At 71.8% G+C, this 18,916-nt stretch carries 18 protein-coding genes; 8 read left to right on the forward strand and 10 right to left on the reverse strand.

Translation table 11 applies throughout. The annotated features are described in order from the left end of the window. Positions 1–199: 199 nt before the first annotated feature. The 4 genes from AVL61_RS05475 to AVL61_RS05490 are packed head-to-tail and all read right to left on the reverse strand — an operon-like array spanning position 200 to position 3,801. Positions 200–676: a MaoC family dehydratase gene (locus tag AVL61_RS05475; protein WP_058873346.1), complete on the reverse strand. Its 477-nt coding sequence runs from the start codon at positions 674–676 to the stop codon at positions 200–202. A 55-nt stretch (positions 677–731) separates the two neighbouring features. After that, on the reverse strand, positions 732–1,928 hold the full coding sequence (locus tag AVL61_RS05480; protein WP_058873347.1) for an acyl-CoA dehydrogenase family protein: 1,197 nt from the start codon (positions 1,926–1,928) through the stop codon (positions 732–734). Beyond that, complete coding sequence (locus AVL61_RS05485) at positions 1,925–2,818, reverse strand: amidohydrolase family protein (protein WP_058873348.1); 894 nt, start codon at positions 2,816–2,818, stop codon at positions 1,925–1,927. The genes AVL61_RS05480 and AVL61_RS05485 overlap by 4 nt, the downstream gene beginning before the upstream one ends. A gap of 11 nt (positions 2,819–2,829) precedes the next feature. Beyond that, the gene (locus AVL61_RS05490; protein ID WP_058873349.1) at positions 2,830–3,801 is read right to left on the reverse strand and encodes an SDR family NAD(P)-dependent oxidoreductase; all 972 of its coding nucleotides are present in this window, start codon (positions 3,799–3,801) and stop codon (positions 2,830–2,832) included. Between the two features lie 182 nt (positions 3,802–3,983). Between AVL61_RS05490 and AVL61_RS05495 the strand changes: the two genes are divergently transcribed. Next, positions 3,984–4,442 carry a MarR family winged helix-turn-helix transcriptional regulator gene (locus tag AVL61_RS05495; protein ID WP_058873350.1) on the forward strand — a complete coding sequence of 153 codons (459 nt, stop codon included), beginning with the start codon at positions 3,984–3,986 and terminating at the stop codon, positions 4,440–4,442. A 77-nt stretch (positions 4,443–4,519) separates the two neighbouring features. Here AVL61_RS05495 and AVL61_RS05500 read toward each other — a convergent pair whose 3' ends face one another. Further along, the gene (locus AVL61_RS05500; protein ID WP_058873351.1) at positions 4,520–5,857 is read right to left on the reverse strand and encodes an MFS transporter; all 1,338 of its coding nucleotides are present in this window, start codon (positions 5,855–5,857) and stop codon (positions 4,520–4,522) included. A 308-nt stretch (positions 5,858–6,165) separates the two neighbouring features. Here AVL61_RS05500 and AVL61_RS05505 point away from each other — a divergent pair, with 308 nt between their 5' ends. The 3 genes from AVL61_RS05505 (at position 6,166) to AVL61_RS05515 (ending at position 9,095) form a co-directional block, all read left to right on the forward strand. Then, complete coding sequence (locus AVL61_RS05505; protein WP_058873352.1) at positions 6,166–7,683, forward strand: acyl-CoA synthetase; 1,518 nt, start codon at positions 6,166–6,168, stop codon at positions 7,681–7,683. A 145-nt stretch (positions 7,684–7,828) separates the two neighbouring features. Continuing rightward, positions 7,829–8,413, forward strand: a complete 585-nt coding sequence (locus tag AVL61_RS05510; RefSeq protein ID WP_058873353.1) for a hypothetical protein — start codon at positions 7,829–7,831, stop codon at positions 8,411–8,413. Between the two features lie 145 nt (positions 8,414–8,558). Next, positions 8,559–9,095 (forward strand): hypothetical protein, encoded by a 537-nt coding sequence (locus AVL61_RS05515; protein WP_058873354.1) that lies wholly within the window; start codon positions 8,559–8,561, stop codon positions 9,093–9,095. 6 nt (positions 9,096–9,101) lie between these two features. On the opposite strand, the gene AVL61_RS05520 is transcribed toward AVL61_RS05515, so the two are convergent. The 5 genes from AVL61_RS05520 to AVL61_RS05540 are packed head-to-tail and all read right to left on the reverse strand — an operon-like array spanning position 9,102 to position 15,028. Further along, on the reverse strand, positions 9,102–10,271 hold the full coding sequence (locus tag AVL61_RS05520) for a cysteine desulfurase family protein (protein WP_058873387.1): 1,170 nt from the start codon (positions 10,269–10,271) through the stop codon (positions 9,102–9,104). A gap of 2 nt (positions 10,272–10,273) precedes the next feature. Continuing rightward, positions 10,274–11,197, reverse strand: coding sequence for a carboxylating nicotinate-nucleotide diphosphorylase (gene nadC, locus AVL61_RS05525; protein WP_058873355.1), 924 nt, complete (start codon positions 11,195–11,197; stop codon positions 10,274–10,276). After that, the gene (locus AVL61_RS05530) at positions 11,191–13,035 is read right to left on the reverse strand and encodes an L-aspartate oxidase (RefSeq protein WP_058873356.1); all 1,845 of its coding nucleotides are present in this window, start codon (positions 13,033–13,035) and stop codon (positions 11,191–11,193) included. The genes nadC and AVL61_RS05530 overlap by 7 nt, the downstream gene beginning before the upstream one ends. Further along, positions 13,032–14,327 carry a quinolinate synthase NadA gene (gene nadA / locus AVL61_RS05535; RefSeq protein WP_058873357.1) on the reverse strand — a complete coding sequence of 432 codons (1,296 nt, stop codon included), beginning with the start codon at positions 14,325–14,327 and terminating at the stop codon, positions 13,032–13,034. The genes AVL61_RS05530 and nadA overlap by 4 nt, the downstream gene beginning before the upstream one ends. Further along, complete coding sequence (locus tag AVL61_RS05540) at positions 14,324–15,028, reverse strand: NUDIX hydrolase (protein ID WP_058873358.1); 705 nt, start codon at positions 15,026–15,028, stop codon at positions 14,324–14,326. The genes nadA and AVL61_RS05540 overlap by 4 nt, the downstream gene beginning before the upstream one ends. A gap of 225 nt (positions 15,029–15,253) precedes the next feature. On the opposite strand from AVL61_RS05540, the gene AVL61_RS05545 reads away from it, so the two are divergent. The 4 genes from AVL61_RS05545 (at position 15,254) to AVL61_RS05560 (ending at position 18,881) form a co-directional block, all read left to right on the forward strand. After that, entirely contained in the window at positions 15,254–15,898 is a 645-nt protein-coding gene (locus tag AVL61_RS05545) for a DUF6318 family protein (RefSeq protein ID WP_058873359.1), read from the forward strand. Positions 15,899–16,086: 188 nt separating this feature from the next. After that, a complete protein-coding gene (locus AVL61_RS18355; RefSeq protein WP_082696984.1) occupies positions 16,087–16,965 on the forward strand; it encodes a PKD domain-containing protein in 879 nt (292 codons plus the stop codon). A 129-nt stretch (positions 16,966–17,094) separates the two neighbouring features. After that, complete coding sequence (locus tag AVL61_RS05555; protein ID WP_058873360.1) at positions 17,095–17,484, forward strand: hypothetical protein; 390 nt, start codon at positions 17,095–17,097, stop codon at positions 17,482–17,484. Positions 17,485–17,504: 20 nt separating this feature from the next. After that, positions 17,505–18,881 carry a M4 family metallopeptidase gene (locus tag AVL61_RS05560; protein WP_058873361.1) on the forward strand — a complete coding sequence of 459 codons (1,377 nt, stop codon included), beginning with the start codon at positions 17,505–17,507 and terminating at the stop codon, positions 18,879–18,881. The last annotated feature ends 35 nt before the right edge of the window (positions 18,882–18,916 follow it).

The following is an 18,916-nucleotide window of genomic DNA, read 5'->3' on the forward strand; positions in this document are numbered from 1 at the left end:
CCCGCTCCGCACCGGTGGCCCCGTGGGGCGGGACCTCCGTGCGGACCCGCGGGACGGGACGCCCGTGGCGCCTCGCGGGACAGGACACCCGTGCGGGCCGCTCCTCGCCCTCGATCTCGATGGTCCCGTCGGCCACNNNCCGGGCGACCACGGAAGGACGTGGTCGCCCGGGCCCGCACGGGTCAGGGCTCCGGTGCGCTCAGGCGTAGAACCGGTTGAGGAAGGTGGCGACCACGGCGGGCCGCTCCTCGCCCTCGATCTCGATGGTGCCGTCGGCCACGAGGTGCAGGCCGTTGCCCTTGACCTCCTGCACGTCGGTGATGGTCACGGTCATCCGGATCCGCGAGCCGACCTTGACGGGGGAGGTGAAGCGGACCTTGTCGAGCCCGTAGTTGACCTTGGTCTTCACGTCGGTGACGTCGAAGAGCTCGGACCACATCGGGATGAGCAGGGACAGGGTCAGGAAGCCGTGGGCGATCGGGGCGCCGAACGGCCCGTCCTTGGCGCGCTCGGGGTCCACGTGGATCCACTGGTGGTCATCGGTGGCGTCGGCGAACGTGTTCACCTGTTCCTGGGTGATCTCGCGCCAGGCGGAGTGCCCGAGGTTCTTGCCGACGAGGTTCTTGACCTCGTCGAAGGCGACGACGGTCTGGGGCTGGGTCCGTGCTTCGGTCATGGCGTGTCCTCCGTGGTGGTGTCCGTGGTGTCCGTGGTGTGTGCTGCGGGGCGGCTCAGACGAACGCGCTCCGCCCGGTGATCGAGCGGCCGACCACGAGCGCGTTGATCTCGTGGGTGCCCTCGTAGGAGTAGACGGCCTCGGCGTCGGCGTGGAAGCGGGCGACGTCGTGGGCCAGGGTGATGCCGTTGCCGCCGACGAGCTCCCGGGCCAGGGCGACGGTCTCGCGCATGTGCAGGCTGATCCACATCTTCGCCAGGGCGGAGTCCTCGTCCCGGTAGACGCCCTCCTGCTGCCGTTCGGCGAGCCCGGCGACCATGGTCAGGGACGCGGTGACGTTGCCGAGCATCCGCGCCAGCTTCTCCTGGACGAGCTGGAAGCCGCCGATCGGGCGGCCGAACTGCTCGCGCTCGCGCACGTAGCGCAGCGCGGCCTCGTAGGCGCCGGCCTGGATGCCGGTGGCGATCCACGCGACGTCCGAGCGCATGACGCGCAGCATCGCGGCGACGTCCTTGAACGAGTTCACGTTCCCGAGGCGCATGGACTCGGGCACCCGCGCGCCGTCGAGGTGGATGTCGGCGTTCTGCATCATCCGCAGGGACGTCTTGCCGGCGATCTTCTCCAGCCGCACGCCGGGGGCCTCGCGGTCCACGAGGAACCCCTTGACCTGCCCGTCGGCCTCGTCGCGGGCGAAGACGGCCAGGTGGTCGGCGGTGAAGGCGCCGCCGATCCAGCGCTTGGCGCCGGTCAGCACCCACTCGTCGCCCTCGCGCCGGGCCGTGGTGGCCAGCCCGCCGGCGATGTCGGAGCCGTGCTCGGGCTCGGTCAGGCAGAACACCCCGGTCATCTCGAAGGACGTGATCAGCGGATCCCACCGCGCGAACTGCTCCGGCGTGCCGCCCACACGGCAGGCCGTGCGGAACAGCCCGGCCTGGGCGGTGTAGAACGTCGCGACCGAGGCGTCGGTGCGGGCCAGCTCGAAGATCCGGAACCCGTGGTACAGGGACCGGGGCTGCTCGCCGCCGGCCGTGAGCTCGGGCGGGGTCATGAGGTCGAGGGCGTGCAGGGAGGGGGCCACCTGGTAGGGGAACTCCCCGGCCTCCCAGTACTCGGCCAGCAGCGGCCGCACCTCGTCCTCGAGCACCCGGCGCAGCCGGCGCAGGGGCGCCTTCTCGACCTCGGTCAGCTTTTCCTCGATCCCGTAGGGGTCGCAGTCGGCGTAGAGGCGGGTCGGCCCGGGCTGCGAGCTCATGCCCGCGCCCCGTCCAGGCCCAGCAGGCGCACCGCGTTGTCCTTGAGGATCTTGGGGCGGACCTCGTCGGTGAAGGACTGCTGCTCGAACGCGCCGAGCCACTTCTGCGGGGTGATCAGCGGGTAGTCGGTGCCGAAGAGCACCTTGTCCTGGAGCATCCGGTTGGAGGCCTTCACCAGCGACTCGGGGAAGTACTTGGGGGACCAGCCCGAGAGGTCGATCCACACGTTGGCCTTGTGGGTCGCGATGGAGTTGGCCTCCTCCTGCCACGGCACCGAGGGGTGGGCCATGATGACCTGCAGCTCGGGGAAGTCCGCGGCCACCGCGTCCAGCAGCAGCGGGTTCGAGTAGGCCAGCTTGATCCCGCCGCCGCCGGGCAGCCCAGCGCCCATGCCGTTCTGCCCGGTGTGGAACAGGGCCGGCACGCCCAGGGCCTGGATCGCCTCGTAGAGCGGGTAGAACCGCTCGTCGGAGGGATCGAAGCCCTGGAGGGACGGGTGGAACTTGAAGCCCTTGACGCCGTGCTCCTCGACGAGCTTCTTCGCCCGCTCCACCGACGTCCGCCCCTGGAGCGGGTCCACGGAGCCGAAGGGGATCAGCACGTCGTTGTTGCGGGCCGCGCCCTCGGCGATCTCCTCGATGGAGTTCGGCTCGTGGCCCAGGGCCGTGGTCGCGTCCACGGTGAAGACGACGGCGGCCATCCTCCACTCGCGGTAGCGCTCGGCGATGGTGTCCAGGGACGGGGAGCGGTCCTCGGACTTGAAGTACTTGGCCGAGGCCTCGGTGAGGGCCGAGGGCAGGGACGGGTGCCCGTGGTCGGAGCACTCGATGTGCACGTGCATGTCGATGGCGTCCAGGGACGCGAGGTCGAGACCGTATTCGTAGCGCATGCCGGTGCCTCCTAGGACTGCGGGGTCGCGGACTCGGGCTTGAGCTCCTCCGGCAGCGGGGGCAGGGTCTCGCCGACCGGCTGGAGGCTGCCCTCGATGAGCGCGGGGAACGCCTCGCGCAGGGCCTCGAAGCTCCAGCCGCCGTCGCGGTACTCGGTGACCACGGGGCGGGGGTGGCTGAAGACCTGGAGCCGGTCGCCGCCGGCGCCGATGGCCTGGCCGGTGATCTGCGCGGCGTCGTCGGAGGCGAGGTAGGCGATCAGGCCGGCGACGTCGGCGGCGTTGCCGAAGCCGAGGTCCTTGCGGAAGAAGTCCGGCATGGGCTCGCCGCGGCGGTCGGCCTCGACGGCGGAGGCGAAGAACGGGATGGTCTCGGTCATGGCGGTGGCGGCCACGGGGATGACGGCGTTGGCGGTGACGCCGGCCTTCTTCATCTCCAGGGCCCAGGTGCGGACCATGCCCACGATCCCGGCCTTCGCGGCGGCGTAGTTGGTCTGGCCGAAGTTGCCGTACTGGCCGGTGGGGGAGCCGATGGCGATGATCCGCCCGGGGACCCCGTTCTCCTTGAAGTACCGGTAGGCCTCGCGGGCGCAGGTGAAGGTGCCGCGCAGGTGCACCTGGATGACCAGGTCGAAGTCCTCGTCGGTCATCTTCAGCAGCGACTTGTCGCGCAGCACGCCGGCGTTGGCCACGAGGACGTCGAGGTGGCCGAAGGCCTCCACGGCGCCGTTGACGAGGGCGGTGGCGGTCTCGGTGGAGCCCACCGGGGCGACGACGGCCACGGCCTGCCCGCCGGCGGCGGTGATGGAGGCGACGGCGTTCTCGGCGGTCGCCTGGTCGACGTCGTTGATCACGACGGCCGCGCCCTGGCGGGCGAGCTCCTGGGCGTAGGCGAGCCCCAGGCCCTGGCCGGAGCCGGTGACGACGGCGACCTTGCCGGCGAGAGGGGCGGTGCTCGGGGAGGTGGTGCTGTCCTGTGCCATGGGATGGCTCCTTCGCTGACGGTGCTTCGCTGGTCGGCAGCGGACGGGGTGACGCCCGTCACTGCTCCGGGTTCGTCACCATTCCACCGCCATTCGTTGAAAATGTCAATGGTTAAGAAGTTCCATCTATGCTGGGGGCACGGACTCCGTAGACTGGGGTCCCCGGCCCCAGGAGAGACGCTATGACCACGCCCACCGACCCGTCCGCGGGTCTCGAGCGCCTCCTCGGGGCCGAGCTGACGGCCGAGCCGGTCTTCCTGATGGCCCGCGCCGCGTCCACGGGGTCCTCGGCGGCCAACAGGAAGCTTGCCCAGCTGGAGCTGAAGGTGCGCCACTACTCGGTCCTGGCGCTCGCCTGCGGCGAGGAGCAGCTGACCCAGCGCGAGCTCAGCCAGTTCCTGGTGCTGGACCCCAGTCAGATCGTGGCCATCCTCGACGACCTGGAGCGGCGCGGCGCGGTGGAGCGCCGGACCGACCCGCGGGACCGCCGCTCGAAGATCATCGCGCCCACCGCGGCCGGCCGGGAGCTGTACGACCGGGCCAGGGCCCTGGTGGAGACCTCCACCGCGGAGTCGCTGTCCCCGCTCTCCCCGGCGGAGCGCGAGGAGCTGTCCCGGCTGCTGAGGAAGGTGGCCTTCTGAGCGCGGCCCCTCCCGCACCCGCCGCGGCCCCCGCCTGACCGGTCAGGCGGGGGCCGCGGCGCGTGCGACGGCGTGGGTCAGTGCTCGTGGGTCTCCAGGTCGAAGTCCTTGGACTCCCGGGTGAGCAGGATGAACACCGCGCTGACCGCGGCCATCCCGGCGAGGTACCAGACCACGGGGGCGATGGCCTGCCCGGAGGACGCGTAGATCGAGGCGAGGATCGTCGGGGTGAAGCCCGCCCCGATCAGGGTGGCGAACTGGTAGCCCAGCGAGGCCCCGGTGTAGCGCGCGGACGTGCCGAACTGCTCGGAGATGAACGCCGCCAGCGGTCCGTAGATCGCGGCGTGGCAGGCCAGCCCGATGGTGAAGGTCGCGAAGATCAGCAGCACGTTGCCGGTGGCCAGCCACGAGAACATCGGGAGGATCAGGGCGATGAACAGCGCCAGCCCGACGACCATCACCGGGCGCCGGCCCAGCTGGTCGGACAGGCGGCCCATGCCGACCACGAAGAACACGCTGAGCACCGAGGCGAGGGCGAAGGCGTAGAGGACCGGCTGCCGGTCGGCGCCGCCCTCGACCGCGTAGGCGACCGCGAAGGTGGCCAGGAAGACCTGCAGGGCGAACCCGGAGGCTCCCGCGAGCATCGTGTAGATCAGGGCGCGGGGCCGGCGGAGCACCTCCACGATGGGCACCTTGCGCTTGACGGTGGGGCCCTCCGCGGCCTCCTTGGCCAGGGCGGCCTGGAAGATCGGGCTCTCGGACACCTGGGCGCGCACGAAGACGCCCACGCCCAGCAGCAGCACGGACAGCAGGAACGGGACGCGCCAGCCCCAGGCGAGGAACTGCTCCTCCGGCATGGCGGCGAACAAGCCCAGGACGAAGGTGCCCAGCGCGGCGCCGGTGGGCGCTCCGGCGTTGGTGAAGGACGCGGCGAACCCGCGCCTGCCCTTGGCGGAGTGCTCCAGGGCCATCAGGGCGGCTCCGCCCCACTCGCCGCCCACGGCGATGCCCTGGCAGACCCGCAGCAGGATCAGGACGACCGCTCCCCAGGAGCCGATGACGGCGGCGCTGGGGATGAGTCCGATGAGCGTCGAGGCGATGCCCATGATCAGCATCGAGATGATGAGCATCTTCTTGCGGCCCAGGCGGTCGCCGAAGTGGCCGAAGACCGCCCCGCCCAGCGGGCGGGCCAGGTAGCCGGCGGCGAAGGTTCCGTAGGCCGCGATCGTGCCGGCCAGCGGGTCGAGGTCGGTGAAGAACACGTAGGGGAAGACCAGCGCGGAGGCCGAGGCGTAGAGCAGGAAGTCGTAGAACTCGATGGTGGAGCCGAGGTAGCTCGAGAAGATGACCTTGCGCGCCTCTCGGTTCCTGGTGCGGGCGTCCAGGGACGCCAGGGTGTCGGGTGCTGCTGACATGGCGGGTCCTTGCTCTGGGGCGGAAAGAGTGGGCGCGGCACCGGGGTCGGGCGCCGGTGCGGTGAGCAGGCCGGCTCCGGTCCCCGGGGGCGTCCCGGTGGTCGTGTGGGCCGGCGCACAGTGGACCCATTGGAACAGCAATCTATTGAAAATGTCAACCATTGAAGAATGGTGCTAAATCGGCGGGTCTCCGGTGGATCTGCGGGCCCCGGGGTCTGGACAATGTGATCCAGCTCTCTCTACGCTGAGAAACAAATAGTGGATTTTCTCAACTATTGGCTTTGACGACTGTTTGAGGAGACGATCGCATGCGCAATCAGGGACTGGGATCCTGGCTCGTCCGGAGGCTCGAGAAGTCCGGCCCCAAGGTGGCCGTGGTCCACGGCGAGCGCACGCTGACGTACCGCGAGCTGCACGACCGGTCCCGGCGCCTGGCGACGGCCCTCGCAGGCCAGGGCGTGGGCCCCGGGGACCGGGTGGCCTTCCTCGGGGAGAACAGCCCGGCCTTCCTCGAGACGATGTTCGCGGCGGGGGCGCTCGGCGCGGTGCTCGTGCCCCTCAACACGCGCCTGGCCGTCCCGGAGATCCGCTACCAGCTCGAGGACGCGGGCGTCTCGGTGCTGATCCACGACGCCGCCCTGACGGGCCTGGCCGAACCGGCGGCCAGGGAGCTGGCGCGCGTGCCCCGCTGGGTCGTGGCCGAGGAGGACGTGGACGGGGTGCCCGCCCTCGAGACGGTGATCGGGGCGGCCGAGCCCTGGACGGAGGACGTCCCGGTCGGCCTGGACGACCTCGCGGTGATCCTGTACACCTCCGGGACCACCGGCCGGCCCAAGGGCGCCTGCCTGACCCACGGCAACTTCACCTGGAACTGCGTCAACGTCCTGGTGGACTACGACGTGGCGGCCGACGACGTCGCGCTCATGATCTCGCCGATGTTCCACGTGGCATCGCTCGGGATGGGGGTGCTGCCGACGCTGCTCAAGGGCGCCACGCTGGTGCTCGAGTCCAAGTTCGTGCCCGGCCGGGTGCTGGAGCTCATCGAGGCCCACCGCGTCACCTGGCTGTCGGGGGTGCCGACCACCTATCAGCTGCTGTGCGAGCACCCGGACTGGGACAGCACGGACCTGTCCTCGCTGCGCAAGCTCACCTGCGGCGGCTCCGCGGTGCCCATGCGGGTCCTGGACGCCTACGAGAGCCGCGGACTGGCCTTCACCGCCAGCTACGGCATGACGGAGACCGCGCCGGGCGCCACCAACCTGCCGGCGGCGAAGTCCCGCGAGAAGGCCGGCTCCTCGGGGCTGCCGCACTTCTTCTCCGACGTGCGGATCGTGGACGCGGCCGGGGAGCCCGCGGGACCCGGCGAGGCGGGGGAGATCCTGCTCTCGGGGCCCAACGTCATCCGGGAGTACTGGAACCGCCCCGATGCGGCGGGCTCCTTCGAGGGGGAGTGGTTCCACTCCGGGGACCTGGGCTACCTCGACGAGGACGGCTATCTGTTCGTCTCGGACCGGATCAAGGACATGATCATCTCCGGCGGGGAGAACATCTACCCGGCGGAGGTCGAGGCGGCCATCCTCGAGCTGCCGGAGGTGGCCGCCGTGGCGGTCATCGGCGTGCCCGACGAGAAGTGGGGCGAGGTGCCGCACGCCGTCGTCGTGCCCCGGGAGGGCCAGGAGGTCACCGCGGACGCGATCCAGGAGCACCTGGCCGGGCGGCTCGCCCGCTACAAGGTGCCCAAGACGCTGAGTCTCGTGGCGGAGATGCCGCGCACCGCGTCCGGCAAGATCCGCAAGAACGTGCTGCGCGAGCAGGCCGCCGGCTGAGGCGCACGCGCGGCCGGCACCACGCCCCCTGGGCGGCCGGGCGGGCCGCGGCGCTGGACGCCTCCACCGCTTCTCATCTAGCCTCCCCTGCACGGCCTGATCGCCGGACTCCTGTCGGGGGACAGGAGGGACGAGGGGAGAACGAGTGAACAAGACGCTGCCGGTCTGCGTGCTGACCGCCGCGACGGCCGCTTCCATCGGGCTGACCGTGCCGGCCGAGGCGGCCGTGACGCTGCACGCCGACGGCACGGGCTCCGTGGGCCGGGACGACGTCCTGCGGGCCGTGGACTGGACCGACGGCCGGCTGCAGACCTCCGCCGCGGAGCTCGACCTCGTCGCCGAGACCGTCACCGTGGCCACGGCCACGTGGGAGTGCGTGCAGGAGGCCACGGGTGCCGTGGCCGTGCAGGAGCGGCGGACGACGACGACGTCCCGGGCGGACCTGGTCGCCACCGTGCAGCGGAGCTCCGTGACCGGTGCCGTCACGGGCTTCGAGCTGCAGGGCTTCGCCGCGGACGCCGTGGCCGTCTCGGTGGTCGAGGGCCCGGAGCTCGACGCCTGCCCCGGGAGTGAGAACGGGCGTGAGCACGGGAGCGAGCACGAGCCCGGGGCGTGGTCCCGGGTGCCGCGGTCCACCGAGCGGGCGCAGGAGCAGACGGGCCCCGCCCTGGAGATCGTCCACGAGGGTGTGGCGCACCCGGTGCCCGTCGAGCGGGGTGCCGCGGCCTGAGCGCGGCACGGCGAGGCCGGGAACGTGTCGTCGCAGGTCGGACGGGGGTCACAGAAGGGTCACGCCGCTGGATCCGTCCTCGCGACTGCATTAGCGTTCGGGAAAACGGCCCGGGAGGATCTCCCCGGTGCCGGGGGACAGGGGAATGGGGAAGCACATGCAGAAGGTGTTCGTGGTCCTGGCGGCTCTCGCGGCGGCGGGGGCGTCGATCGGGCTGACGGTGCCGGCCTGGGCGGCCACGCAGCTCCACGAGGACGGCACCGGCTGGGTGACCGGCGCCGACGCCATGGCCGCGCTCGGCTGGAACGAGGCGACGCTGCAGGCCAACGCGGCCTCGCTCGAGTTCGTGGCCGAGTCCGAGTCGGTGACCGCGATCTCGTGGGAGTGCGCCGGCCCGGGGGGCTCGGAGGTCCTGGTGCAGCGGACGGACCTGGTGGTCACCGAGACCCGGGGGATCGCCAGCGCGCCGGGCGCGCTGTGGGGGAAGGTCGTCGGCTTCCGGCTGGAGGGCTTCGACGGCCGGGGCGCCTCGAGCGCCGTTCCCGAGGGTCCCGCGCCCCAGTCCTGCCCCGATCCCTCGTGGACCCCGGTGCCGGAGAGCATGCGGACCGTGGAGGAGAAGGGCGAGCCGGTCCTGGCGGTCGTGCACGACGGGGTGCAGCACCCGGTCCCGGCCGGCTGAGCCCGTTCAGCCGCGCGGGGCGCCCAGGCGCCCGACGACGTCCCGGACCGCCGCCACGATCCCGTCCACCTGCTCCGGGGTCACCTCGGCGGACAGGGTGAACCGGACCGCGGTGGTGGCGACCTCGGCCGGGATCCCCATGGCGGTCAGCACGTGGGAGGGCTCGGTGTCCCCGGCGGAACAGGCCGAGCCCGAGGAGACGAGCAGCCCGCGCGCCTCCAGGTCCACGAGGACCGTCTCGCCGTTGACGCCGGGGAAGCAGAACGAGGCGTTCCCGGGCAGCCGCGCCGCCGGACGCTCCCGCGGGTCCGGTCCGGTCAGCACCGCCGTGGGGACCGCGGACAGAATCCCGGCGATCAGCCGGTCCCGCAGCCCGGCGAGCCGCACCGCCCGCTCCGGGCGCTCTTCCGCCGCGAGCCGCAGGGCCGTGGCGAAGCCCACGGCGCCGGCCACGTCCGAGGTCCCGGAGCGCCGGCCGCGCTCGTGCCCGCCGCCGCTCAGCAGCGGGCGCAGCGGGGTGCCCCGGCGCAGGTACAGCACCCCGGTGCCCTTGGGCCCGCCGATCTTGTGCCCGGCGAGGCTCAGCGCCGCCACGTGGAGCGCTTGTACGTCCAGTTCCAGCGCCCCGGCCGCCTGGACCGCATCCGTATGGAACGGGACGTCCCGCGCCCGAGCCACCGCAGCCAGTTCGGCGATCTCCTGGACCGCACCCGTCTCGTTGTTCGCATGCATCACGGATACCACCGCGGTGCCCGCACGAACAGCCCCCGCGAGGGAATCGGGCTCCACGAGTCCCTCGGCGGTCACGCCCAGCTCGGTGAGCTCGAAGCCGTCCCAGCGGGCCAGGTCACGGGCCGAGCCGAGCACGGCGGAGTGCTCCACCGCGCTCGTCACCACGTGCGTGCGCGCCGGGTCCCGGTCCCGGCGCCCCAGGGCGATGCCCTTCACGGCGAGGTTGTCCGCCTCGGTCCCGCCGGAGGTGAACACGACCTCGGCGGGACGGCAGTTCAGCACCTGCGCCACCGTCGCCCGGGCCCGGTCGAGGCCGGCGAGGGCCCGCCGGCCCGCCTCGTGGTGGCTCGAGGCGTTGCCGAACTCCTGCGTGAGGTAGGGCCACATGGCCTCCAGCACCTCCCGCCGGACCGGGGTGGTCGCGGCCGAGTCGAGGTACAGCACGGTCATCCCGTCCCGGTGCCGGGGCGGTGGCCGAGCCCGATGTCGAGACCGAGGTCCAGGTTCCGGGCGGAGTGGGTGAGCGCGCCCACCGAGATGACGTCCACCCCGGTGGCCGCGATGTCCCCGACGGTCTCCAGGCTCACGCCGCCGGAGGCCTCCACGGTCGCCCGGCCGTCGATGATCGCCACACCGCTCACGAGGTCGTCCACCGAGAAGTTGTCCAGCAGGACCGTGTCCGCGCCGCCGGCCAGGACCGCCTCGATCTGGTCGAGGCGGTCCACCTCCACCTCGAGGTGCACCGTGTGGGGGAGGCGGCGGCGCAGCTGCCGCAGGGCGCCGGCCAGGTCGGTGCCGTCGGCCGTGAGCAGGGCCAGGTGGTTGTCCTTGGCCATCACGGCGTCGGAGAGGGAGTGCCGGTGGTTGTGCCCGCCCCCGCTGAGCACGGCGTGCTTCTCGAGCACCCGCAGCCCCGGGGTGGTCTTGCGCGTGTCGGCCACCCGGGTCCGGGTGATCGTGCCGGGCGGGAGGTTCGCGGCCTGCTCCACGCGGGCGACCGTCTGCTCGACGGCGGCGACGTAGCGGGCGGTCAGCGTGGCGATCCCGCACATCCGCTGGGTGAGGTTGAGGGCCACGCGCTCGCCGGTCAGCACCGCCCGGGCGGGACCGGTCACCACGGCCAGCGTGTCCCCGGCCTCGAACCGGTCGCCGTCGGCGCGGACCAGCTCGACGGCCACGGCGGGGTCCGCGGCGGCGAACGTCGCGGCGAAGACCTGGCCGCCGGAGAAGACGCCGGGTTCGCGCGCCACGAGCTCGGCCCGGGCGGTGGTGCCGGCGGGGATGAGGTGCTCGGAGGTGATGTCGCCCCAGGGGGCGTCCTCGGCGAGCCCCCGCTCCACGACCTCGGTGATGGCGGCTCGGGTCAGCATGCGGGGATCCTCTCCGGGATGTCGAACATGCCGGCATCGACATGTTCGCTGGTCGGAGCGTGGTGGGGGGTCGTGCTCGGGACGGACTCCAGGAGCCAGAACGTGCGTCGCGCGCGGGCGGGGTCGGAGGCCGGGAAGTCCTCGCGGAAGTGTGCCCCGCGGGACTCGGTGCGGTGCAGGGCCGCGGCGGTCACGGCGCGGCCCACGGTCAGCAGGTTCCGGTCCTCGACCGCGCGGCGGGAGAGGCCGGCCGGTGGGCGGAAGCCGGCCAGCCGCCGGGACAGTGCCTCGAGCCCCGCGCGGTCGCGCAGCACGCCGGCGCCCGCCCACATCGCGTCCTGGAACTGTGCGCGGTCGAACGGCGCGGTCTTCCCGTCGAACGGCACAGCCTTTGCGTCGACCGTCTCGGTGTCCTCGTCGACCGGCACGGCGTTCCAGCCGAACGGCGCAGTGCTCCGGGACCGGGCGGCCGCGATCCCTGAACAACCGGCCGCCGGCAGGCTCTCGGCGCGGCCGGACAGGACGAGGCAGACCGGGGCGTCGTCGGCCGCCCGGCCGGTTCCCGGCGCGTCCGTGCGAAACGCGTCGGCCTGTACTGCATCGGCCACGCGGGCCCCGAAGACGGCTCCCTCCAGCAGCGAGTTGGAGGCCAGCCTGTTGGCGCCGTGCACGCCGGTGGCCGCGCACTCGCCCACGGCGTAGAGCCCCGGGACGGTGGTGCGGCCGAAGCCGTCGGTGGCCACGCCGCCCATCAGGTAGTGGGCCGCCGGAGTGACGGGGACCGGTTCCCGGGACCAGTCGACGCCGTGCGCCCGCAGGGCGGCGTCGATCGTGGGGAAGCGCCGGGCGAGGAACTCGGCGGTGGTGCCGCTCCCGTGCGAGCCGGGCGGGGCCATGCGGGTGCAGTCGAGCAGGACCGGCCGGCCGCCCTGGGCCAGGGATCGGCGGACGTTCTCGCGGGCCACGACGTCGCGGGGAGCGAGCTCCGCGAGCGGGTGCGCGTCCTCGAGATAGCGCCGGCCCGTGGCGTCCCGCAGCACCGCGCCCTCGCCGCGGACGGCCTCGGAGACCAGGAAGCAGCCCGGGGCCGCCAGTGCCGTCGGGTGGAACTGCACGAACTCGAGGTCCGCCACGGCGGCGCCCGCCCGCAGCGCCGCGGCGACGCCGTCGCCGGTGGCCACGACCGGGTTGGTGGTGTGCGGATAGAGCTGCCCGGCCCCGCCGGTGGCGAGCACCACGGCGTCAGCGGTCAGCTCGCGCGGCCGGTCCCCGGGACCCGTCAGGACGAGGGCCCCGGCCGCGCGGCCGCCGGGCCCGAGCACGAGGTCGACCAGCATGGTGTGCCGGGAGATCGTCAGCCGGCCCGCTGCCTCGGCGGCCAGCGCGGCGGCCAGGAGTGCCCGCTGGATCTCGCGGCCGGTCGCGTCGCCGCCGGCGTGCAGGATCCGGGGCACGGAGTGGGCCCCCTCGAGGCCCTCGAGCCAGGGGGAGTCCGCTCCGGCCTCGCGGTCGAAGCCGACCCCGCGCGCCACGAGCTCGTCGACAGCGGCCGCCGACTCGCGCACGAGGACGCGCACGGCGTCGTCGTCGCACGTCCCCGCCCCGGCGGCGAGGGTGTCCCGGACGTGGAGCAGCTCGGAGTCGCGGCGCTGGCCGGCCGGGAGCCCGGCCGTCATGGCCGCGATCCCGCCCTGGGCGCGGGCGGTGCTGGTCTCGTCGAGGGCGTCCTTGCTCAGCAACGTCACGTCGAGCCCGTGGCGGACGGCGCCCAGGGCGGCCGTGAGACCGGCGACGCCGGTCCCCACCACGAGCACGCGCGGTGCCGGGTGCGTGCTCACCGCGGCAGCGCCGCCAGCATCCGCTCGAGCGCCACCTCGGCGTCCCGGGCGGTTCCGGCGTCCACGGAGATCCGGTTGATCACGCGCCCGGCGACGAGCTCCTCGAGCACCCACGCGAGGTAGCCGGGGTGGATCCGGTACATCGTGGAGCACGGGCAGATGACGGGATCGAGGCAGAAGATCGTGTGCTCGGGGTGCTCGTCGGCGAGCCGGTTGACCATGTTGATCTCGGTGCCGATCGCGAAGGTGCTGCCCGGCTCGGCGGCCTCGACGGCCTTGCGGATGTGGTCGGTGGAGCCGCTCTCGTCGGCGGCGTCGACCACGGGCATGGGGCACTCGGGGTGCACGACCACCCGCACTCCGGGGTGCTCGGCGCGGGCCTTGTCGATCTGGGCCACGGTGAAGCGGCGGTGCACGGAGCAGAAGCCGTGCCAGAGGATCACCTGGGCGTCCTGCAGGTCCTGCGCGGTGTTCCCGCCCAGGTCCTTGTTCGGGTTCCACATCGGCATCTGTTCCAGGGAGATCCCCATGGCCTTGGCGGTGTTGCGGCCCAGGTGCTGGTCGGGGAAGAACAGCACGCGCTGCCCGCGCTCGAACGCCCACTCCAGGACGGTCGCGGCGTTGGAGGAGGTGCACACGATGCCCCCGTGCCGGCCGCAGAACGCCTTGAGCGCCGCGGAGGAGTTCATGTAGGTCACGGGGACCACGCTCTGCCGGTCGTCGTCGCCGGTCTCCCCCAGGAGGTCCATGAGCTGCTCCCAGGCCTCCTCGACGGAGTCCTCGTCGGCCATGTCCGCCATGGAGCAGCCGGCGGCGAGGTTGGGCAGGATCACGGACTGGTGGTCGCCGGAGAGGATGTCGGCGGTCTCGGCCATGAAGTGCACGCCGCAGAACACGATGGCCTCGGCCTCCGGCTTCGACCGCGCGGCGCGGGCCAGCTGGAAGGAGTCGCCGAGGAAGTCGGCGTGCTTCACGATCTCGTCGCGCTGGTAGAAGTGTCCGAGCACCACCACGCGCTCGCCCAGCGTCTGCTTGGCGGCGGTGATCCGCCGGTCGAGCTCCTCGGCGGAGGCGTGCTGGTACTCCTCCGGGATCACGGGCTGGGCGGGGGCGCCGGCGGGCACCGTGTCGGTCTCGGAGGCCCCGGGGCCGTAGCCGGCGGCGACGGCCGGTGCGAAGTCCCACGGTCTCGCCGCGAGATCGGTGCTGCAGGTGCTGGTGGCCGGGGCGGTGCCCGGGAGGTCGGCCGGCTTCTCGGTCAGCAGGTCGATGCGGGTGGCGACGGAGGTCATGTCTGCTCCTGGCTGGTGCGGCCGGCCGGGGTGCGGTCGGCGAGGTCGAGGTCGGAGTTGTAGCGGTAGAGCCGGGGCGGGCGGTGGCGGGTGCCCTCCAGGCGGGTGCCGGTGTCGAGGACGGCGCCGGAGGCGAGCACCTGCCGCCGGAAGTTGGCCGGGTCCAGGGGAGCGCCGAGGATCGCCTCGTGCACCTCCCGCAGTGCGGCGAGCGTGAAGGTCTCGCCGAGGAAGGAGTGCGCCACGCGGCTGTAGGTGATCTTGTTGCGCAGTCGGTAGAGGGCGTAGTCCACGATGTCGCTGTGGTCGAAGGCCAGGGGCGGCAGCTCGGTGGTGCGCATCCACGTGACGTTGAGGTCGGCGTGGAGGTCGGAGGCCTGGTCCGCGCGGATCGAGGCCCAGTAGACGATCGAGACGACGCGCTCCTCGGCGTTCGCCGAACGGGTCAGGCCGCCGAAGGCGTAGAGCTGCTCGAGGTAGCCGGGCTGCAGGCCGGTGGTGAGCTGCAGGGAGCGGGCGGCGGAGGCCTCGAGGTCCTCGTGCGGCTGGAGCGGCCCGCCGGGCAGGGCCCACATCCCGCGGAAGGGATCGCGGATGCGGCGGACCAGGGGCAGCCAGAGCTCCTTGCGGCCGTCGGGGCCGGTGTCCCGGGCGGCGAAGATGACGGTGGACACCGCGAGTGCCACGTTCTGCGCGCTCATCGTCACCTCCTCCCTTGCGTCGGTCTTCAGGTTGCATTGACTCTAACACTGTTAGGGTCAATTTGACGTTAACGAAGTCGCGACCATGGTGGCGCTGACCTGGCCCCATGAAAACGCGGGTTCTTCGGCGTCCACAGGGGTTGCTCCGGCGCGGCGGAGGACGCTTACCATCTGAGCCATCCAGCCGGTCCGTCGGGGGCGTGGCAGAGCGAAGCGGGGAACTCCATGGTCCGGTCCAACCCAGTCGGCACGGCGATCGGGGGTGCCGCCCTGGCGGCGCTGCTCCTCGCGGGGTGCGGCACCGACGACGACGGCGCCGCGGCGTCGCCTTCCAGCGCAGCCCCGTCGGCCTCGGCGAGCACGGCGACGCCCGACCCAGACGCGACTCCCGACGACTATGTGCCGGCCTCGCTCGACGGGCCCGCGAAGAACGTGCCGAAGCCCGTCATGCCGGCCCTGGCGAAGGAGGAGTCCCGGGAGGGGGCGCAGGCGTTCCTCGACTACTGGTCGGACGCGAAATGGTATGCCTACGAGACTGGGGATGCGTCGCTCGTTCGTGACGTCACATCGCGCCATTGTGAGGCATGTAAAGCAGAGTTTAAAGACGTAGAAGCCCTTTACGCCGAGGGCTTTTGGACAGTCGGCGGGCGTGACTCGATAACCATTCAAGACGCTAATCTCGTAGAGGCGAACGATGGGATCTATAAGCCTGTCGTTGAATATTCACGGAAGCCCGGGCAATTAGTCAAGCACGGTAAAGTCGTCAAAAATGCGGTGGGCGAGCCAAGTGATCCGTCCTTGGTGTACCTCGACTTTGCTGATGAGGAATGGGTCTATATTACACTCGCACCCATCCCAGGAAGCTCGTAGTAATGAGCCCTCTGTCGCGTTCCACTTTAGTGAGTCTAATAATGGCTACTCTTTTTCTGACGCCCTCTTCGGTCGCGGTGGCCGATGAGGATCTGGGCGACGGCATATTTGGAACTAATAAGCTTCAGAAATCTGCCAAGAGTACCAGTGCGGTCGCCCACGAGGATGAAATACGGTTAAAAATAGATGTGCCAGAAGGGGAAGTAGGAACTGTTGACGTAGTAGCTGCTCGCCCCAACGTCTCCAATGCCGTCCCGGTCGACTACGACCCCGATGAGGATCCCGTCTTCCAGAAAGCCCTCCGCCAGTACCTGAGCGACCAGGGGATCGACCGGCCGTTCAACCCGGACGCCATCGCGCGCTCGAAGTCGCAGACGTTCGGCCTGCAGAACCCCTGCACCAACCGGACCGGCGGGGCTCTGGACGACTGCCTGGCCGAGCGGAACTGCACCACGGCCGACGGTGGCGAGGGCGTCTACATGAACGTCGTCGTCCGGCAGGACGTGGACCTCAACACCCCCTGGGGCGAGCCGATGTGCGTGGCGGTCGCCGAGGCGGAGGGCGGCGAGGAGGTCGTCGAGCTGCCGACCTTCACCCTGCAGGACTTCAGGACGCTCGCCGTCGCGCCCGCGGCCAGTGCCGTCCAGCCGGCTCCGGACACGCTGAGGGGCATGCACACCAACGTCTGGGCGGAGGCGCGGCCCCAGCAGTTCAGCACGGAGCTGGGCGGGTTCCCGGTGCAGGTGCGCGCCGTTCCCGTCCAGTACGCGTGGGACTACGGGGACGGCACCGGGCTCGGCCCCACGGAGCTCAGCGGCGCCCCGCTCGCGGAGGGGGCGTGGGACGTGCAGACCGACACCAGCCACGTCTATACCGAGACCGGGGACTACGCCGTCTCGCTCACCACGTGGTTCTCCGGCGAGTACTCCGTGGCGGGCGGTCCGTGGCTGCCCGTGGCAGGGCTCAACGACGTGGCGAGCGCACCCGTGCCGATCAGCGTCTGGCGCTCCACGGTGCGCAACTACGCGGACGACTGCCTCGAGAACCCGCAGGGCATCGGCTGTTGATTTCCGCGCCGACCGGTACGTCGTCGGACTCTGGTGGGATGATCGATGCACATGGTTCCCCGGTCCCCGGGAAACCCGGTCAGCGGTCCCGCCGGTGCACGCGCTCCGGACGGGGAAAGAGGCGGAACAGTGACGATCTCCGGTCCGTGGGTGCTCCACTTCAGCTGGGGCTGCACCGACGACTACGGCCGGGTGGGCCTTGTGTTCAACCCGGACGGCACCTTCTCGGGCGGCGGCTTCTCCGGCGCCTGGCGCCAGCACGACGGCACGCTGCTGATCCGCTTCGCCGACGGCCCCGCGCAGTACGGCGGCACGGTCACCGGCAGCGCGGGAGCAGGGGCGATGTCCTGCTTCGACGGCTCGCCGGGCGGCTGCTGGTACCTGGTCAGACGGGGCTCCGCCGGTGGGCCGGAACCCGTGGACAGCAGCGCCGGCCAGCCGGCGGACGTCGCCGGGCGAAGGCCTGCCTCCGCGGGGACGTCGCCCGGTGAACTGGACGCCGCGGGCAACCGGATCTGATGCGGAGAGGTGGACAGGCGATGACCACGGACCACGGGCACCGGGGCGGACACGGACCGTTCTGCGGTGTGATCCCGCCGTACGTGCACGAGCAGATGGCGGTGCACGGGGACGAGCAGACCCGCAGGAACGCGCTGGCTGCACTGGCCGTGGACACCACGGTCCGGGCGGAGCGGCTGATCGTGGACCTGACCGCCCGCTCCGTCGCGGCGCAGGCCGCCGCCCACCGGGAGCGCAGGGTGTACTCGGCGGGCAACACCGCCGAGCTGCCGGGGACGCTCGTGCGCTCCGAGGGGGATCCCGCCAGCGCGGATCCCGCCGTGGACGAGGCGTACGAGGGGCTGGGCTCCACGTTCGACCTCATGCAGGAGGTCTTCGGCCGCAACTCCCTCGACGACGCCGGCATGCCCCTGCTCGGCACGGTGCACTACCAGGACAAGTACAACAACGCGGCCTGGGACGGCCGGCAGATGATCTTCGGGGACGGTGACGGCCAGTACTTCAACCGCTTCACCGCCGCCGTGGACGTCATCGGGCACGAGCTCGCGCACGGGATCACCACGCACGAGTCCGACCTGCTGTACATGTACCAGTCCGGGGCGCTCAACGAGCACTTCTCCGACGTCATCGGGGCCATGGTCAAGCAGTACGTGTCCGATCCCCGGCAGACCGCGGCCGATGCCGACTGGATCATCGGCGCCGGTCTCTTCACGAGCGCCGTCGACGGTGTCGGTCTCCGGTCGATGAAGGCACCCGGCACCGCGTTCGACGACGACGTGCTCGGCAAGGACCCGCAGCCGGACCACATGTCCCGGTTCGTGCACACCCTGGACGACAACGGCGGGGTGCACATCAACTCCGGCATCCCGAACCGGGCCTTCTGCCTCGCGGCGATCGGGCTGGGCGGCTACAGCTGGGACCGGGCCGGCCGGATCTGGTACGCCGCGATGCGGGACCCCGAGCTGCGGCGCCTGCGGTGGACCGCGCAGTTCAAGGACTTCGCGGGCCTCACCGTCAAGCACGCCGTCACCCTGTACGGCCCCGCGGAGCGGGACGTGGTGGCGGACGCGTGGCAGCAGGTGGGAGTCGCGCCCGAGGCGACCCGGGCGGTGGGCGCCCTCGCGGACGAGTGGGTGCTCCACTACAGCTGGGGCTGCACGGACACCTACGCGCAGACGCCCCTGACGTTCCACGAGGACGGATCCTTCACCGGCGACCTGACCGGCAGGTGGCACCAGCAGGACAGCACCCTGCTCCTGTCCTTCGACGCCGGCTCGGCGCGGTACGCCGGCACGCTCGCGGGGGACGTCGCCACGGGTGCCATGTCCGACTTCGAGGGGGCGGACGGGTGTTGGCGCCTGACCAGGAAGGGCGCCACGGGTATAGTCGGGAACTGATTCCCCACCGGCCCCGCCGGTCCCCGCGGAGACCG

The organism is Kocuria rosea subsp. polaris, from assembly GCF_001483755.1.
Classification (GTDB): domain Bacteria; phylum Actinomycetota; class Actinomycetes; order Actinomycetales; family Micrococcaceae; genus Kocuria; species Kocuria cellulosilytica.

Coding starts and splice junctions, on each gene's coding strand:
- AVL61_RS05560 (WP_058873361.1), top strand. CDS start 17,505: ATGACCACGGACCACGGGCACCGGGGCGGACACGGACCGTTCTGCGGT.
- AVL61_RS05485 (WP_058873348.1), bottom strand. CDS start 2,818: ATGCGCTACGAATACGGTCTCGACCTCGCGTCCCTGGACGCCATCGAC.
- AVL61_RS05490 (WP_058873349.1), bottom strand. CDS start 3,801: ATGGCACAGGACAGCACCACCTCCCCGAGCACCGCCCCTCTCGCCGGC.
- AVL61_RS05475 (WP_058873346.1), bottom strand. CDS start 676: ATGACCGAAGCACGGACCCAGCCCCAGACCGTCGTCGCCTTCGACGAG.
- nadA (WP_058873357.1), bottom strand. CDS start 14,327: ATGACCTCCGTCGCCACCCGCATCGACCTGCTGACCGAGAAGCCGGCC.
- AVL61_RS05515 (WP_058873354.1), top strand. CDS start 8,559: ATGGGGAAGCACATGCAGAAGGTGTTCGTGGTCCTGGCGGCTCTCGCG.
- nadC (WP_058873355.1), bottom strand. CDS start 11,197: ATGCTGACCCGAGCCGCCATCACCGAGGTCGTGGAGCGGGGGCTCGCC.
- AVL61_RS05500 (WP_058873351.1), bottom strand. CDS start 5,857: ATGTCAGCAGCACCCGACACCCTGGCGTCCCTGGACGCCCGCACCAGG.
- AVL61_RS05540 (WP_058873358.1), bottom strand. CDS start 15,028: ATGAGCGCGCAGAACGTGGCACTCGCGGTGTCCACCGTCATCTTCGCC.
- AVL61_RS05505 (WP_058873352.1), top strand. CDS start 6,166: ATGCGCAATCAGGGACTGGGATCCTGGCTCGTCCGGAGGCTCGAGAAG.
- AVL61_RS05495 (WP_058873350.1), top strand. CDS start 3,984: ATGACCACGCCCACCGACCCGTCCGCGGGTCTCGAGCGCCTCCTCGGG.
- AVL61_RS05480 (WP_058873347.1), bottom strand. CDS start 1,928: ATGAGCTCGCAGCCCGGGCCGACCCGCCTCTACGCCGACTGCGACCCC.
- AVL61_RS05545 (WP_058873359.1), top strand. CDS start 15,254: ATGGTCCGGTCCAACCCAGTCGGCACGGCGATCGGGGGTGCCGCCCTG.